A 16,014-nucleotide genomic window follows, 5' to 3' on the forward strand; every position below is an offset into this window, starting at 1 on the left:
GAGCCATGCTCGGCAAGGGCTTTACCGGTAACGCCCCTTGCCGAGCATGGCTCGGCACTACACTGGCATTGCTGGTAAAGCCTCTTGCCGAGCATGGCCCGGCACTAGCTTGCCTACAGGCCCGAGGCGCGCTTCCAGAACACCGACATCAACGGCGGCATCCTGCCCGCCAGGCCCAATAGCGCGCCACGCGCCAGGGTCAGGTGCATCTCATCGTTGGAGAACACCTTGTTGATCGCATCGAAGCTGTAAGCAGCCACCGTGTTCTCGCTGCGCCGGGTACGCGCCCAGCGCTGCAGGCGGTGTGGCGAGCTCCAGTCCTGCCGACGCTGCCTGGCTTCGCGCACAAGATCACGCAGGCCGGCGACATCACGCAGCCCCAGGTTCACGCCCTGCCCGGCCAGCGGATGCACCACGTGCGCGGCATCACCCAACGTCAGTACGCGCCCCGCCACATAGGCGGTGGCCAACTGCCGGCGCAGCGGGAAGGCCGCGCGCGCCGAGACCAAACGCATCTCACCCAAGCGCCCGGCAAACGCATTGGTCAGCTCACGGTTGAAGCTGCCCTCATCCAGGGCCAGCACGCGCTCGGCTTCGGCATCCGGCAAGGTCCAGACAATGGAGCTGCGGTTGCGGTCGAACGGCAGCACCGCCAACGGGCCGGTATCGAGGAAACGCTGCCAGGCGGTGTCTTCGTTCGGCAGCGCGCTGTCCACATAGGCGACCACCCCGCGCTGGCCGTAATCATGTCGGCTGACATCCAAGCCTGCCAAGGTACGCAGGGTGGATTCGGCGCCATCGGCGGCAATCGCGATCGAGGCCTCGACCCGACGGCCGTCATCCAGGCGCAGGCGCACGCCATGCGCATCCTGCTCCATCGCTTCCACCCGCGCCGGGCAATACAGCTGCACCCCGGCAGCCGGCAATGCGGCCCACAGCCGATCCACCAGCAGGCCGTTCTCGACAATCCAGCCCAGCTCGCGGCGGCCAAGCGTGTCGGCATCGAAGGTCAGATCGCCACCACCACCGGCATCCCACACCCGCATGCGCCGATACGCGCGGGCACGGGCCTGATCCACCTGCTTCCACACGCCCAGCGATTCCAGCAAGGCAGCGTTATCGGCGGCAAACGCGAACACACGCAGGTCCGGCTTCTGTGGCGACCACGGCGGTGGCTCGCGGCCTTCCACCATCGCTACCTGCAGACCTTCCCCGGCCAGCGCCAGCGCACAGGCCGCGCCAACCACGCCACCGCCGACGATTACCGCATCCCACTGTCCGCGCCGGCTCATCGTGCTTCACTCCTGCACAGCTCGGGCACCTGCCCGCGGAAGCCCATCGCGCCGCCGACCAGGAAGGACTGCACGGCCGGCGCTTGCGCCGCAGCAACAAAACCCAGGCTGCGCAACGGGCGTATCAGCGGTGTGGCATTGCTGGTCAAACGGGCAAGCCCATCGGAGAACGCCAACGTCTGCTCGCGGTCCGGGCCGCGTCGCGCCACATAGGCCTGCAGCAGATCCTCACTCCCCGGGTCCTGTGCGGCGTCGCCAATCAGCTCGGCCAGGGTCAGCGCATCACGCAGACCGAGGTTGAAACCCTGCGCACCCAGCGGGTGGATGGTCTGCGCGGCATTGCCCAGCAGCAGCGCGCGCTCGCCAACCAGCTTCTGCGCCAATACCTGGATCAGCGGATAGGCGCTGCGCGGGCCGCTTTCCAGCAACCGCCCGGCGCGCCAGCCCACCGCCTCCTGCAGCCGCGCCAGCCACGCCGCGTCGTCCAGTGCCATCACCGCGTCAGCCTCTTCGCGAGCGACGCCGTGGACCACGCCGTAGTGGCGGTCGCCACGCGGTAGCAATGCGGTCGGGCCGGTATCGGTGAAGCGCTCATAGGCGCAGCCGTCCGGTGCCTTGGCCGCGCGCAGCCGCGCCACGAACAGGGTCTGCTGGTAATCGTGTTCGCTGACGTCGATCCCCAGCGCCTGCCGAACCGCGCTGCGGGTGCCATCGGCGCCCACCACCAGCCGCGCCTGCAGGCGCTGTTCGCCAGCGTCATCGACAATGAACACCTCGCGGCGGCCATCGGTGCACGCCCCCAGGCCGACAAACTTCGCCGGGCGATAGCGGGTCAGCTGCTGCAACTCGCCAAGGCGCGCTTCCAGCGCGTCGCCAAAGTCGCGCGCCACCACCACCTGTCCGAACGCCTCACGCCCGTAATCGGCCGCCTGCATCAGCACCCGGCCAAAATCACCGGCACGGCTGACGTGGATGCGGCGGATCGGGCCGCCGGGGTTGGCCAGCTTCTGCATCACCCCCAGCGCAGTCAGCGCATTGATCGTGGCGGCGGCAAAGCTGAGGTTGCGCTGGTCGAACACCGCCGGCAGCGCGCCCCCCGGGGTCGCCTCGACCAGCCCTACATCCAGCCCCAGCCGGTCCAATGCGATGGCCAGGCTGGCACCAACCAGCCCGCCACCGACGATCACTACGTCATGGTTCTTGCTCATGGACCAATGATAACGGGGCTTCACCCGCCCGGTCGCCGCCCCATGCCGCAGCGCAACCGCCGGTTCACCCCCACTGCGGCTAGAATGGCCGTCTGATTAACGGAAACCGCCACCATGACCGCCAACGCCCAACGCGCCATCATCCTGTCCCTGCTCGTGCTGCTGATGGCCGGCACCCGCCTCAACCACTTCGCGCCGGTTCCGGATGCCTCGTGGGCGGTGTTCTTCATTGGTGGTTTCTACCTGCGCACCTGGACCCGCTGGGCGTTCCCGCTGCTGATGGCCCTGGCGGTGGTGGTTGACTGGGTGGTGATCTCCAACCAGGGCATGAGCTTCTGGCAGCACTACTGCGTGTCGGCCGCTTACTGGATGCTGATCCCGGCCTACTTCGCGATGTGGACCGGCGGCATGCTGCTGCGTCGCTATTACCGCAGCGCCAACCTCAAGTCGCTGGCCATGCTGGCCGCCACCGTGATCGGTTCGGTCGCGCTGTGCCACCTGATCGCCCAGGGCAGCTTCTACTGGATCAGCGCCTCGGTCGCCGAGCCGACCTTCGCCGGTTGGGCCAAGAACTACAGCGACTGGCTGCTGCCGTACATGCAGAGCGCCGCCATGTACATCGGTGCTGCCGCGCTGGTGCAGGTTGTGGCTGAAGCCGTCAGCAAGCAGCCGGCCGCTGGCCGCGTTGCCCACTAAGGGCACGCCAGGCAATGGGTAACCGCCTTTCCAAGATCTACACCCGCACCGGCGACGATGGCAGCACCGGTCTGGGTGATGGCAGCCGCACCGGCAAGGATTCGCTGCGGGTCAACGCCTACGGCACCGTCGACGAGGCCAACTCGGCCATTGGTGTGCTGTTGGCCGTGGACCTGCCCGAGGACGTGCGCACGCTGCTGACCACCATCCAGCACCAGTTGTTCGACCTCGGCGGCGAGCTCTGCATCCCCGGCCACGCCGCCATCCACGGCGCCGACATCGACGCGCTGGAGCAGCACCTGGACCGCTACAACGACGACCTGCCGCCGTTGAAGGATTTCATCCTGCCAGCCGGTGGTGAGGGCGCGGCACGTTGCCATCTGGCCCGCACCATCGTCCGCCGTGCCGAGCGTGAAACCGTGGCCTTGGCCCGCGTCGAAGACATCCGAGCCGAGGCGGTGCGCTACCTGAACCGCCTGTCCGACCTGTTGTTCGTGTTGTCCCGCGTACTTGCCCGGGCCGGTGGCCATGGCGAAGTACTGTGGAACCACGAACGCCGTCACGGCTGATCCTCTCCTCCCATACGACGCCGCGCAGCGCGCGGCGTCGACGGTTACAGTGCGGCCATGCTGGTATTCACCCACCCTGCCTGCCTTGAACATGACCCCGGCATCGATCACCCCGAGTCGCCGGAGCGCCTGCATGCCGTCATCTCAGCCCTGCGCGCCGAGTTCCCGGACCAGCTGGAATGGCGCAATGCGCCGCCGGCCAAGCTCGGCGAACTGGCCCGGGTGCATACCCGTGAGCTGATCGATTCGGTACTGCAGCAGCAGACCGCGCCACTGCGGCGTATTGACCTGGACACCTTCAGTTCGCCCGGTTCAGCCAGCGCGGCCCTGCATGCGGCCGGTGCCGGCGTCGCCGCGGTCGACGCGGTGATGCTGGAAGAAGGCAACAAGCACGTGTTCTGCGCGGTACGACCGCCCGGTCACCACGCCACTGCCGATACCGCGATGGGCTTCTGCCTGTTCAACAACATCGCCGTGGCGGCGGCCTATGCCCGCGACAAGTACGGCCTGGAGCGCATCGCCATCGTCGATTTCGACGTCCACCACGGCAATGGCACCCAGGCCATCTTCGAGACCGACCCCAAGATCGCCTACTACAGCAGCCACCAGTCGGGCCTGTTTCCGTATTCGGGCAACATGCGCGAGCGCGGGGTCGGCAATATCTGCAACATCCTGCTGCCCCCGGGCAGCGGCGGGTTCCGCTTCCGTAACACCTGGGCCGACGAGATGCTGCCGCAGATCGAGGCATTCCGGCCACAGTTGCTGTTCATTTCGGCTGGTTTCGATGCGCATATGCGCGATCCACAGGCCGATCTGATGGTCGAAACCGAGGACTTCGGCTGGCTGACCGCCGAGCTGGTCAAGCTCGCCCAACGCCACGCCAGCGGCCGGGTGGTATCGATGCTGGAAGGCGGCTACGACCTGCAGGCCCTGCGCGAATGCAGCGTCGCCCACGTCCAGGAACTGCTCGCAAGCCGTTGATGGATGAACCCTGCCCGGCCCATCCGGCAGGCTTTCATTGCCCCCATGCAGACGATGCGGCAAGCTAGCGGCCGTTTTCCCCCGAATGCGAACCGCGTGCGCAAAGCTCTCCGCCTGCTTCCCCTGCCCTTGGGCATTGCCATCTGCCTGCCCGCCTGGGCCGACGATAAGCCGGTGAACTGGGGCCTGTGCCCGGCTACCGACACGCTCCCCGCCTTTGACGAGGCACCGCCGGCAGATCCCGCTGCAGCGGCCAACCGCGAGCAGTTGCCTACCGACATCGAGGGCAACGAACTCACTGGCACCAGCGCCGTCCCGCAATACCAAGGCAATGTCCTGCTCAAGCGTGGCGACCAGTTCATGGGCGCCGACAGCCTGCGATTGGATACCGAAAGCGGTAATTACATCGCTGAAGGCAATGTCCGCTATTCGGATTCGTCGATCCGGATGGTCGCCGAGCGTGCCGAAGGCAACCAGGAAACGGACTCGCACAAGATCAGCGATATCCGTTACCAACTGGTTTCCCGTCGCGGCAACGGTTCGGCCGACTCGGTCGACCTGCAGGGCGCTACCGGGCAGATGCACCACTCCAGCTACACCACCTGCGATCCCTCGCAGCCGGTCTGGAAACTGGTGGCACCGCAGATCGATGTCGACAGTGAAGAAGGCTTCGGCACCGCCCGCAACGCCGTGCTGCGCGTGGGCAAGCTACCCGTGCTGTACATGCCCTATTTCAAGTTCCCGATCGACGACCGCCGCATGACCGGCCTGCTCTATCCCAAGATCAGCCTGTCCGGACGCAATGGCTTTGATTACGCGCAGCCGATCTACTTCAATCTGGCGCCGAACTACGACGACACGCTGACCCCGCGCTACATGAGCAAGCGCGGACTGATGCTCGAAAACGAGTTCCGCTACCTGTATTCCGGCGGCCGTGGTCAGTTGGATACCACCTATATGGCAAACGACACATTGCGCGACCGCGATCGCGGCAGTCTGTCGTACCGGGGCTATCACAACATCAACAAGAACTGGCAGGCCCGCGCCAACCTGGCATGGGTCAGCGACGAGCGTTACGTCGAAGACTTTTCCAACCGCCTGAACGGCATCACCTCCTCCAACATGCAGAGCACGGCTGGCCTGTATGGCACCGGCCGTACCTGGACCGCCGGCATCATGGCCGACGAATGGCAGTTGACCGATTACACGCTGACCGAAAGGTCCCTGCCGTACAGCCGCCAGCCGCGTCTGTTCGCCACCTGGGATGAGAGCTTCGGCCACTGGTTCGAGGCCGGCGTGTATGCTGAAGCGGTGCGCTTCACTCACGATGACATCCACCTCAAGACAGTGGATGCAGATGGTGAATATGTCCGCACCGGTGAAGTCACCCGGATGTTTGGCGGCTCGCGGCTGGACATCAAGCCTTATGTCTCCATGCCGCTCGGCGGCGCAGCCTGGTACATCACCCCGACCCTGGCCTGGCGCTACACCGCCTATGACCTGGAACGCGGCCTGGCCGACGACATCCGCGCCCAGCAATTGCGTGCCGCCGGCATCAACCCAGCCACGGCTACCCCCGACCAGCTGCGCGGCAACACCTCGCCCCACCGCAGCCTGCCCATTGCCAGCATCGACATGGGCCTGTTCTTCGATCGCGAGGCCACCCTCAAAGGCAAGTCCTACCTGCATACGCTGGAACCCCGGCTGTTCTACCTGAACACGCCGTACCGCGACCAGTCGGACCTGCCGCTGCTCGACACCCGCGCCTTCACCTTCAGCTGGGGCCAGCTGTTCCGCGACTCGCGCTTCACCGGCGCCGACCGCCAGAACGATGCCAACCAGCTGACCACGGCACTGACCACCCGCCTGATCCGCCAGGAGGACGGTCGCGAAAAGCTGTCGGCCAGCATTGGCCAGATCAGCTATTTCGAAGACTCGCGGGTTACCGTGAACCCCGGCGACCCGGTGGTGAGCGAAAGCAAATCCGCCTGGGTGGCCGACGTCAACTGGGCAATGACCGACCGCTGGACCCTCGGCACCACTTATCAGTGGAATCCAAAGTTCCGCAAGGAAGATCTGGCCAGCGTGCGTGCGCGTTACCTGCTGCCCGAAGATGGCGTGATCAACCTGACCTACCGCTATCGCGGCAACCCGACCACCGGTCAGGAGCAGCTCAAGCAGGCTGACTTCTCCTTCCTGTACCCGATCAACCCGCGCTGGAGCGTCGTCGGCCGCTATTACTACTCGATGGTCGACAGCAAGCCGCTGGAGATCATCGGCGGCGTACAGTGGGACAGCTGCTGCCTGGCAGTACGTGCGCTGGCCCGCCGCTACGTCAGAAACCGCGAAGGTGACCTCAACAATTCGTTCCAGATCGAGTTCGTGCTCAAGGGCCTGAGCTCGGTTGGACAGAACACGGACCGCACCTTGCGCCGTGCTATTCTCGGCTACAACCGAGACGACCTCTACCTCGTTCCGCCCAGCAACATCGAAGCGAACGACGACGACTACGATCCCAACCAGATTCCATGACCAAGACCCTTCCTGCAGTCCTCGCCACCTTGCTGGCGTTCTCCGGCGTTGCCGCCCCGGCTGTTGCGCAGCAGACGCAACCGCTGGATCGCATTGCCGCCATCGTCGACGAGGACGTCATCCTGCAGAGCGAACTGCAGCGTGCGGTCGCCAACATCAAGGGCCAGTACGCTGGCCGTGAGGCTCAGCTGCCACCCGAATCCGTACTGGAACGGCAGGTACTGGAGCGTCTGGTACTGGTGAAACTGCAGGTAGCCCGCGCCGATGGCAGCGGCATCCGCGTCAGCGATGAAGAACTCAACCACGCCATCGGCAGCATTGCCCAGCAGAACGGCACCAGCGTTGACGGCCTGCGCCAGCGCCTGAGCCAGGACGGCATTGGTTTCTCCGACTTCCGCAACTCGGTGCGCGAGGAAATCACCACCCAGCGCCTGCGCCAGAGCTTCGCGCAGAGTCGCATCAGCGTCAGCGAAGGTGAAGTGGATGCCGCACTGGCGCAGGAAAACGCCGGCGGTGCCCAGTTCCACCTGGCACACATCCTGATTGCCCTGCCCGAAGGCGCGACTGCCGAGCAGATCGCCACCGGCCAGAGCAAGGTTGACGGCGTCAAGGGCCTGCTCGACAAGGGCGAACTGGACTTCTCCGCGGCTGCCGTCCGTTACTCGGACAGCCCCAACGCATTGGAAGGCGGTGACCTGGGCTGGCGCAGCGCCGACGAAATCCCCAGCGCGTTCGCCAACCAGATCAAGAACATGAAGGCCGGCGACGTGCTCGGCCCGATCCGCGGCCCGAGCGGCTTCCAGCTGCTCAAGCTGGTCGAGACCCGTGATGCCGGCGGCGCTGGCGACAGTGGCCAGAAGGTCACCGAGTACCACGCCCGCCACATCCTGGTGCGCGTCACCGACCAGGTCGACGACGCGGCCGCAAAGGCCAAGATCGAGACCCTGCGTGCACGCATCGCGGGCGGTGCCGACTTCCAGGCCGTGGCCAAGGAGTCTTCCGACGACACCAACAGCCGCGGCCAGGGCGGTGACCTGGGCTGGTTCCCGGCCGATGCCTTCGGCCCGGACTTCGGCAAGCAGGTGGAAAGCCTGAGCGACAACGGCGTCGGCAGCCCGTTCCGCACCGACGCCGGCTGGCACATCGTCCAGCGCGTGGCCACCCGCCAGACCGACGTGAGCGACAACAACAAGCGCGCCCAGATCCGTGAACAGATCGGCCGCCGCAAGCTGGACGACGAGTACAACCGCTTCCTGCAGGAACTGCGTGGCGAAGCCTACGTCAGCTTCCGCAGCGGTGACCGCGCCGAGGGCAATGCCGACACGGCAACCACCCCGGCAGAACCGGCCAAGCCCTGATCCATGGCTGCCCAGCTCGCTCTGGTTCCGGGCGAGCCCTCCGGGATCGGCCCGGAACTCTGCATTCGCCTTGCCCAACAGCCGCGCAGTGACTGCCGGCTGTTGGCGTTTGCGGACCCCGATACACTGCGGGCCGCCGCCAGCGCGCTGAACCTGCCGCTGCAATTACTCCCCGAACACGCCGAAACAAGCCGTCCCGGCGACCTGCGCCTGCGCGAGGTCCGCAACGCCGCCCCTTCGCAGTTCGGCCATGCCGATCCGCGCAATGCGCACGCGGTGATCGATGCCCTGCTCGGCGCCGGCCAGGCCTGCCTGGACGACAGCCTCGATGGCGTGGTCACCGGACCGGTGCACAAGGCGGTGATCAACCAGGGCGGCATCGCCTATAGCGGCACCACCGAGCTGCTGGCCAACCAGGCCGGCGTCGAAGTGGTGATGATGCTGGCCAATGACATCGTGCGCGTGGCCCTGGCAACCACCCACCTGCCGCTGCGCGACGTCGCCGACGCCATCAGCGCAGAGAGCCTGCGCAAGGTCATCGGCACCACCGATGCGGCACTGCGCCGCGATTTCGGCCTGGCGCAGCCGCGCATTGCCGTGCTCGGGCTCAACCCACATGCCGGCGAAGATGGCCATCTCGGCCGTGAAGAGCTGGACCTGATCATCCCGCTGCTCGAGCAGATGCGTGGCGAAGGGCTGAACCTGATCGGCCCATTGCCCGCCGACACCGCCTTCCTGCCAGCCAAGCTGGCCGGTTTCGACGCGGTGCTGGCGATGTACCACGACCAGGGCCTGCCGGTGCTCAAATACAGCGGCTTCGAGCAGGCCACCAATATCACCCTGGGCCTGCCCTACCCGCGTGTCGCGGTGGACCACGGCACCGCCCTGGACCTCGCCGGCAAGGGCGTGGCCGACCCCTCCAGCCTGTTTGCGGCCACGGCGTTATGCGCGCAGCTGGCTGCACAACGTAAAATCAGCACATGAATTCAGATCATTCCCCGCGCACGGGCTTCACCGCTCCGGCCAAGAAGCAGCTCGGCCAGCACTTCCTGGCGGACAAGTATTACGTCGAGAAGATCGTCATGGCGGTCGACCCGAAGGGTGACGACCGCCTGGTCGAGATCGGCCCGGGCCAGGGTGCCATCACCTTCCCGCTGCTGCGCCGCCATCCCAAGCTGACCGTCATCGAGTTCGATCGCGACCTGATCGCGCCGCTGACCGAAGCTGCCGCGCCGCTGGGCGAGCTGACCATCGTCCACAGCGACGTGCTGCGGGTGGATTTCACCGAGCTGGCCGCCGGCTCCAGCATCCGCCTGGTCGGCAACCTGCCCTACAACATCTCCTCGCCGATCCTGTTCCACGCGCTGGACCATGCCGCGGCGATCTCGGACATGACCTTCATGCTGCAGAAGGAGGTGGTCGATCGCATGGCCGCCGGCCCCGGCAGCAAGGTTTACGGCCGGCTGAGCGTGATGTTGCAGGCGTTCTGTGAGGTGCGGGCCTTGTTCGTGGTGCCGCCGGGCGCTTTCCGGCCGCCGCCGAAGGTGGACTCGGCCGTGGTCCGGTTGATCCCGCGCGACCCCGCCAGCATCGGCATCAACGACCGCAAACGCTTCGCCGACGTGGTCCGCGCCGCCTTCGGCCAGCGCCGCAAAACCCTGCGTAACGCCCTCAATGGCGTCATCGACCAGGCTCAGTTCGAAGCCGCCGGCGTACGCAGTGATGCCCGCGCCGAGCAGCTGGAAGTTGCCGATTTCATCAGGCTTGCCAACCTGCCGCACGAATAAGCGCTGCAAACACGCAAACCGATCACCTGCTTTTGCTTACACTCCTCCCATGGAAGACAACCGCCACTACGCGATCGAGATCGAGGTCTCGCCTCGTTTCATCGACGACCAGTCGGCCCCTGAAGACGGCCGCTTTGCGTTCGCCTACACGATCCGCATCCACAATCGCGGCACCATGCCGGCGCGGCTGATCAGCCGCCACTGGCGCATCACCGACGGCGAAGGCCGGGTCGAGACCGTCGATGGCGATGGCGTGGTCGGCGAGCAGCCAAGGCTGCGCCCCGGTGAAGAGTTCCGCTATACCTCCGGGGTAATGCTCGGCACCGAGCACGGCACCATGCAAGGCCACTACGACATGATCGCCGACGACGGCACCGAGTTCGCCGCACCGATCGCGCCGTTCGTGCTCGCCATCCCAAGGACGCTGCACTGATGGCGACCTGGGCAATTGGCGACCTGCAGGGCTGCTACGACGTTACCCAGCGTTTGCTGGAGAAGATCAACTTCGATCCGGCTGCAGACAAACTGTGGTTCGCCGGCGATCTGGTCAACCGTGGCGGCCAGTCGCTGGAAACACTGCGGCTTGTGCATTCACTGCGCGAACACAGCGTCACCGTGCTCGGCAACCACGACCTGTCCCTGCTGGCCATTGGCGCCCGCAGCGAAGAGGAGCAGCGCAAGGTCAACCCCGACCTGCAGCGCATCGTGCTGGCCGAGGACCGTGACGTATTGCTGGACTGGCTGCGCATGCAGAAGCTGGCCCACGTCGACCGTGAGCTGGGCTGGATGATGTTCCATGCCGGCCTGGCACCGAAGTGGACCGTGGCACTGGCCGAAAAGCACGCGCGCGAAGTCGAGCTGCAACTGCACGGCAACGGCTACCGCAAGCTGTTCCGCAACATGTATGGCGACAAGCCAGCATGGTCGCCGGGCCTGAGCGGCTACGACCGCTCGCGCGCGATCATCAACATCTTCACTCGCATGCGTTACTGCACCCCAAGCGGGCGCATCGGCATGGAAGACAAGGGCACCCCGGGCACCCAGCCGCAAGGCATGTACCCGTGGTTTGAAGTGCCTGGCAGGGTCGAGCGCGAACTGAAGATGGTCTGCGGCCATTGGTCAGCCCTGGGCCTGACCATCACCCAGGGCGTGCATGCGATCGATACCGGCGCAGTCTGGGGTGGCAAGCTCACCGCGCTGCAGTTGGACAGCGAAGACCTGCGCGTGGTGCAGGTACCGGGCCGCGACGTGCCCGCACCGGTGCCGGGCCAGCACCCGCCGCGCAAACCGCGTGTGGAAGCCAAGGTGGACGCCAAGCCCGAGTCCAAGCCCGAACCCCGCGGCGAAGCTCAGCGCACCGACCGCAGCGGCGAACAACGCCGACGCCCGCGCCGTCATCGTCCTCGTGGGCGCAATGGCAATGGCAACGGTAACAACAGCACGCCCACACCGGACAACAACGGGCCGGCTGCTTGAGGGCCTGGCCATCGGCGCTGATGCTGATGGCCATTGCACTGCTTGCGGGCTGTCGTCCGCAGCCCAACGGCAGCGAGGCAAGCCTACCGCCGCAGGCGGCCAATGAAGCCGCGCCGCAAGTCATCTCCCCTGCGCTGGTTGCGGCCGCACGGGCACAGATCGGTGTCACCACCCGCTACGATCCCGCCTATTTCTCGCTGACCTACCCGAACGGCGATCCGCCGCTTGATCGTGGTGTCTGCACCGACGTGGTGATCCGCGCACTGCGCATGCAAGGCGTTGACCTGCAGCAGCGCATCCACGAGGACATGCGCGGGGATTTCGCTGCCTACCCGCAGCTGTGGGGTCTTTCCCGCACGGATCGGAACATCGACCACCGCCGCGTCCCCAACCAGATGCGCTGGTTCCAGCGGCAAGGCTGGGAGTTACCGATAAGTACCGTCGCCGATGACTACGCCGCCGGCGACATCGTGGCGTGGAAGCTCAATGGCAACGGCCTGCTGCACGTAGGCATCGTTTCAGATCAGCGCCTGGACGACGGCACCCCGCTGGTGCTGCACAACATCGCCCAAGGCACGCAGGAGCAGGATCTGTTGTTCCGGCACACGATCATCGGGCATTACCGGATGCCGGGGTGATTGGCTCTGGTGGGAGGCTCCAGAAGCCTTGTGCAACGTGCTAAAGGGCAAAGGGCAAAGAGCTACCCCTCCCCAACCCTCCCCTTGGCTGCGCCAAAGGGAGGGAGCTGATCTCTCCGGCTGCACCATTCCGCGTAGCCAAGGCTGTTACCCCCTCCCTTTGGCGTAGCCCAGGGGAGGGTTGGGGAGGGGTAGCTTCGTAGCTTTTAGCTTTCGAGTTTCAAAACAACTCAACGCCGCACGTAATGCACGAACCGGAACGCAAACGCATGCCGCTCATCTGCTGCATGCGCTTGGCTATCCACTTCCCGCCACAGCGCCGGATCCACTTCCGGGAAATGCGTATCGGCGTTCACCTCGGTATCCACCCAGGTCAGATGCAGATCAGTGGCCTGATCCAACAACAGCCGATAGATCTCACCACCACCAATCACGCACAACTCGTCGGCGCCCTCGCCCGCAGCGATCGTCCGCGCCTCATCCAACGAAGCCACCGCACGCATGCCGGCAAACGGTACCTGGCCGCTACGGGTCAACACCAGGTTGGTCCGCCCCGGCAGCGCGCGACCCAGCGACTCGGCAGTCTTGCGGCCCATCAGGATCGGCTTGCCGAGGGTCAACGCCTTGAAGTGCTTGAAGTCATCCGGCAGATGCCACGGCATCGCGTTGTCATGACCAATACCACGATTGCGATCCAGTGCAGCGATAAGTGAAGTCTTCATTCAATCGCCATCGGGAAAAATCCGCGTGTATATCTTCATCGCATTGTTCTGCAATGCAACTACGAGTGCTATCACCAACACGTACAAACCCAAGAAAGCCGCCACAGTCCAAGTTGGCGTGACCTCCGAGAAAAAGCCTAGAGACAGTTGCTCTCCTTTCATCAAGGCCCCCGCGACGTACCCTAAAGGAGCAAGCAGGATCGTCAGGACCAGACTTCCTGTCGTAGCGCCAGCGACGGTGAACAAATAATCAGCAAATTTCTCTTGAGCTTTTAGGGAGTACTTCTCAATCGCCATGACAACAGATCCTCACTATGGAGCCACAAACTTAATGTGCTCCAGTCGCATGGGATGAGAACAGCTTAAGATTCACACCGCCACCGGCGCCTTGATTGCCGGATGCGGGTCGTAGCCGTCGATGCGGATGTCCTCGAACTGGAAGCCGAACAGGTCGGTCACGTCCGGGTTCAACCACAGCGTGGGCAGCGCGCGCGGTTCGCGCGACAGCTGCTCGCGTGCCTGCTCGTAATGGTTGGAATAGATGTGCGCGTCGCCCAGCGTGTGCACGAAATCGCCAACGCCCAGTCCGGTCGCCTGCGCCACCATATGCGTCAGCAACGCATAGCTGGCGATGTTGAACGGCACGCCGAGGAAGATGTCGCCGCTGCGCTGGTACAGCTGGCAGCTGAGCTTGCCGTCCACCACATAGAACTGGAACAGGTTGTGGCAGGGCATCAGCGCCATCTGCGACAGCTCGCCGACGTTCCAGGCGCTGACCACCAAACGGCGCGAATCCGGATTGCGCTTGATCTCGTCCACCAGCCATTGCATCTGGTCGATCTCGCGGCCATCGGCGGTGGCCCAGCTGCGCCACTGCTTGCCGTAGACCGGGCCGAGGTCGCCGTTGGCATCGGCCCACTCATCCCAGATGTTGACCTTGTTGTCCTTCAGGTAACCGATATTGGTATCGCCCTTCAGGAACCACAGCAGCTCATGGATGATCGAGCGCAGGTGCAGTTTCTTGGTGGTGACCAGCGGGAAGCCCTGGTTGAGGTCGAAGCGCATCTGCCAGCCGAACACGCTGCGCGTGCCGGTGCCGGTGCGGTCGGACTTCTCGGTGCCGTGCTCCATCACATGCTGCAGCAGATCCAGATATTGCTTCATGCCTTCTTCTCTTCCAGTGGAAGCACCGGCTGCAACACCGGCGCGCGGCGCGACATTGCCAGCAACACCAAGCCCAGCACGATCAACGGCAGGCTCAGGATCTGGCCACGGGTCAACCAGTCAAACGCGATATACACGCCGTTGTCGGGCATGCGCACGAACTCGATCAGGAAGCGGAAGCACCCATACAGCAGTGCGAACAGGCCGGACACGGCGTAGCGCGGACGCGGCTTCATCGAGTAGAACCACAGCACCAGGAACATCACCAGCCCTTCCAGCAGTGCTTCATACAACTGCGAAGGATGGCGCGCGTACTGGCTGAGCAGGCCGGCAGCATAGTCCTGCTGGATCTGCGCAGCCGACAGCAGCTGTTCCATCGCCGGCAATCCGGCCGGAACATCCTTCAGCGGCGAATGCGGGAAGATCACGCCCCAACCGGCATTGGTGAACTTGCCGTACAGCTCGCCACCAATGAAGTTGCCCAAGCGACCAAAACCCAGACCCAGTGGCACCAGCGGCGCAACGAAGTCGATGGTGTCGAAGAAATGCAGCTTGTGCTTGCGCGTCCACCACCAGCCAGCGATCAACACGCCGATCAGGCCACCGTGGAAGCTCATGCCACCTTCCCAGACCCGCAGCAGGATCAGCGGGTTGGCGAGGAAGTCGGCAGTTGCGTAGAACAGCATGTAGCCGATGCGTCCGCCCAGCACCACGCCCAGCATCGCGTAGAACAGCAGATCGGAGAAGCCGTTCATGTCCACGCCCGGCAAGCGCCCGGCGAGGATGCGGGAACGGCCCAGCCACCAGGCGGCGGCGAAGCCGAGCAGGTACATGACGCCGTACCAGTGCACGTCGATCGGCCCCAGCGAGAAAGCGATGGGATCTATGTCATGGAGAAAGAGCATGCGGGCACTGTCAGGCAAACCAGCCCCTATTCTCGGGGTAGCGACCCTTGCCACTCAACCCATGCTTCAGCCGAACACCTGCGGGCGGTCAGGTAACTCGTTGCGGGTACGCCCTGCCGGATCAGGTGGGAAATGCGCTGACAGCAGCTGCGAGACTTCGGCAACCGCAGCCAGCACGGCCTCTTCGCGCGTATTCCCGCTCAGCTGCTCGCGCAGGTGGTCACAGATCAACTGCCATTGCGCCGAATCCACCCGCGCCTGCAGGCCACGGTCGGCGACGATCTCGATGGCGTGGTCAGCCAGCAGCAGATAGATCAGCACGCCATTGTTGGCCTCGGTGTCCCAGGTACGCAGCAGCGCGAAGGCGTGCTCGGCACGGGCGCGGGGGCTGGTGTTCTTCCACAGCAGGGCAAGCGGCAGGTCGGACTCGACCGCGAACATCACCTGGCCGCTGTGCAGGCGCTCGCCGTCGGCAATGGCGTGGGCGATCCGGTCCAGGCTGGCCTCCGGGAATGCGGCATGCGCGGAGGGAGCAAAGAAATGTCGTAACCAGCGCATCACCAGCTCCCCGAGGCGCCACCGCCTCCCGAACGTCCACCACCGCCGCCCCAACCGCCGCCTCCACCGAAGCCCCCACCGCCTCCGCCAAAACCACCGCCACCGAAGCCACCTCCGCCGCCCCAGCC

At 65.0% G+C, this 16,014-nt stretch carries 17 protein-coding genes; 10 read left to right on the forward strand and 7 right to left on the reverse strand.

Annotated elements, in window-relative coordinates:
- Window positions 1–113: 113 nt before the first annotated feature.
- Together QMX78_RS14605 and ubiH are read right to left on the reverse strand one after the other, a co-directional pair.
- Complete coding sequence (locus QMX78_RS14605; RefSeq protein WP_282270793.1) at window positions 114–1,292, reverse strand: UbiH/UbiF family hydroxylase; 1,179 nt, start codon at window positions 1,290–1,292, stop codon at window positions 114–116.
- On the reverse strand, window positions 1,289–2,500 hold the full coding sequence (gene ubiH, locus QMX78_RS14610; protein WP_282270795.1) for a 2-octaprenyl-6-methoxyphenyl hydroxylase: 1,212 nt from the start codon (window positions 2,498–2,500) through the stop codon (window positions 1,289–1,291). The genes QMX78_RS14605 and ubiH overlap by 4 nt, the downstream gene beginning before the upstream one ends.
- Window positions 2,501–2,614: 114 nt before the next feature.
- On the opposite strand from ubiH, the gene QMX78_RS14615 reads away from it, so the two are divergent.
- From QMX78_RS14615 to QMX78_RS14660, 10 genes are all read left to right on the forward strand, one after another.
- Window positions 2,615–3,196: a hypothetical protein gene (locus tag QMX78_RS14615; protein ID WP_282270797.1), complete on the forward strand. Its 582-nt coding sequence runs from the start codon at window positions 2,615–2,617 to the stop codon at window positions 3,194–3,196.
- Window positions 3,197–3,210: 14 nt separating this feature from the next.
- Complete coding sequence (locus QMX78_RS14620; protein WP_282270799.1) at window positions 3,211–3,765, forward strand: cob(I)yrinic acid a,c-diamide adenosyltransferase; 555 nt, start codon at window positions 3,211–3,213, stop codon at window positions 3,763–3,765.
- Window positions 3,766–3,822: 57 nt separating this feature from the next.
- Window positions 3,823–4,746, forward strand: coding sequence for a histone deacetylase family protein (locus tag QMX78_RS14625; protein WP_282270801.1), 924 nt, complete (start codon window positions 3,823–3,825; stop codon window positions 4,744–4,746).
- A 96-nt stretch (window positions 4,747–4,842) separates the two neighbouring features.
- The gene (gene lptD / locus QMX78_RS14630; RefSeq protein ID WP_282270803.1) at window positions 4,843–7,278 is read left to right on the forward strand and encodes an LPS-assembly protein LptD; all 2,436 of its coding nucleotides are present in this window, start codon (window positions 4,843–4,845) and stop codon (window positions 7,276–7,278) included.
- Window positions 7,275–8,636, forward strand: coding sequence for a peptidylprolyl isomerase (locus QMX78_RS14635; protein ID WP_282270805.1), 1,362 nt, complete (start codon window positions 7,275–7,277; stop codon window positions 8,634–8,636). Before lptD ends, QMX78_RS14635 begins: the two co-directional genes overlap by 4 nt.
- Window positions 8,637–8,639: 3 nt before the next feature.
- A complete protein-coding gene (gene pdxA, locus QMX78_RS14640) occupies window positions 8,640–9,620 on the forward strand; it encodes a 4-hydroxythreonine-4-phosphate dehydrogenase PdxA (RefSeq protein WP_282270808.1) in 981 nt (326 codons plus the stop codon).
- Complete coding sequence (gene rsmA, locus QMX78_RS14645; RefSeq protein WP_282270809.1) at window positions 9,617–10,423, forward strand: 16S rRNA (adenine(1518)-N(6)/adenine(1519)-N(6))-dimethyltransferase RsmA; 807 nt, start codon at window positions 9,617–9,619, stop codon at window positions 10,421–10,423. Before pdxA ends, rsmA begins: the two co-directional genes overlap by 4 nt.
- Before the next feature lie 49 nt (window positions 10,424–10,472).
- Window positions 10,473–10,856, forward strand: a complete 384-nt coding sequence (apaG, locus tag QMX78_RS14650; RefSeq protein ID WP_282270811.1) for a Co2+/Mg2+ efflux protein ApaG — start codon at window positions 10,473–10,475, stop codon at window positions 10,854–10,856.
- Entirely contained in the window at window positions 10,856–11,899 is a 1,044-nt protein-coding gene (locus QMX78_RS14655; protein WP_282270813.1) for a symmetrical bis(5'-nucleosyl)-tetraphosphatase, read from the forward strand. Before apaG ends, QMX78_RS14655 begins: the two co-directional genes overlap by 1 nt.
- A 20-nt stretch (window positions 11,900–11,919) precedes the next feature.
- On the forward strand, window positions 11,920–12,537 hold the full coding sequence (locus tag QMX78_RS14660; RefSeq protein WP_282270825.1) for a DUF1287 domain-containing protein: 618 nt from the start codon (window positions 11,920–11,922) through the stop codon (window positions 12,535–12,537).
- A gap of 230 nt (window positions 12,538–12,767) precedes the next feature.
- Here the strand turns inward: QMX78_RS14660 and QMX78_RS14665 are convergent, their stop codons facing one another.
- The 5 genes from QMX78_RS14665 to QMX78_RS14685 all read right to left on the reverse strand — a co-directional run bounded on the left by QMX78_RS14665 (window position 12,768) and on the right by QMX78_RS14685 (window position 15,886).
- Window positions 12,768–13,259, reverse strand: coding sequence for a dihydrofolate reductase (locus QMX78_RS14665; protein ID WP_282270816.1), 492 nt, complete (start codon window positions 13,257–13,259; stop codon window positions 12,768–12,770).
- Window positions 13,260–13,556 carry a hypothetical protein gene (locus tag QMX78_RS14670; RefSeq protein ID WP_282270818.1) on the reverse strand — a complete coding sequence of 99 codons (297 nt, stop codon included), beginning with the start codon at window positions 13,554–13,556 and terminating at the stop codon, window positions 13,260–13,262.
- Window positions 13,557–13,628: 72 nt separating this feature from the next.
- Window positions 13,629–14,423 carry a thymidylate synthase gene (locus QMX78_RS14675; protein WP_282270819.1) on the reverse strand — a complete coding sequence of 265 codons (795 nt, stop codon included), beginning with the start codon at window positions 14,421–14,423 and terminating at the stop codon, window positions 13,629–13,631.
- Entirely contained in the window at window positions 14,420–15,328 is a 909-nt protein-coding gene (lgt, locus tag QMX78_RS14680; RefSeq protein ID WP_282270821.1) for a prolipoprotein diacylglyceryl transferase, read from the reverse strand. The genes QMX78_RS14675 and lgt overlap by 4 nt, the downstream gene beginning before the upstream one ends.
- A gap of 66 nt (window positions 15,329–15,394) precedes the next feature.
- Complete coding sequence (locus QMX78_RS14685; RefSeq protein WP_282270823.1) at window positions 15,395–15,886, reverse strand: TPM domain-containing protein; 492 nt, start codon at window positions 15,884–15,886, stop codon at window positions 15,395–15,397.
- Between the last annotated feature and the right edge of the window lie 128 nt (window positions 15,887–16,014).

Origin of the sequence: Stenotrophomonas sp. PS02298 (genome assembly GCF_029959445.1) — a bacterium.
GTDB lineage: Bacteria > Pseudomonadota > Gammaproteobacteria > Xanthomonadales > Xanthomonadaceae > Stenotrophomonas.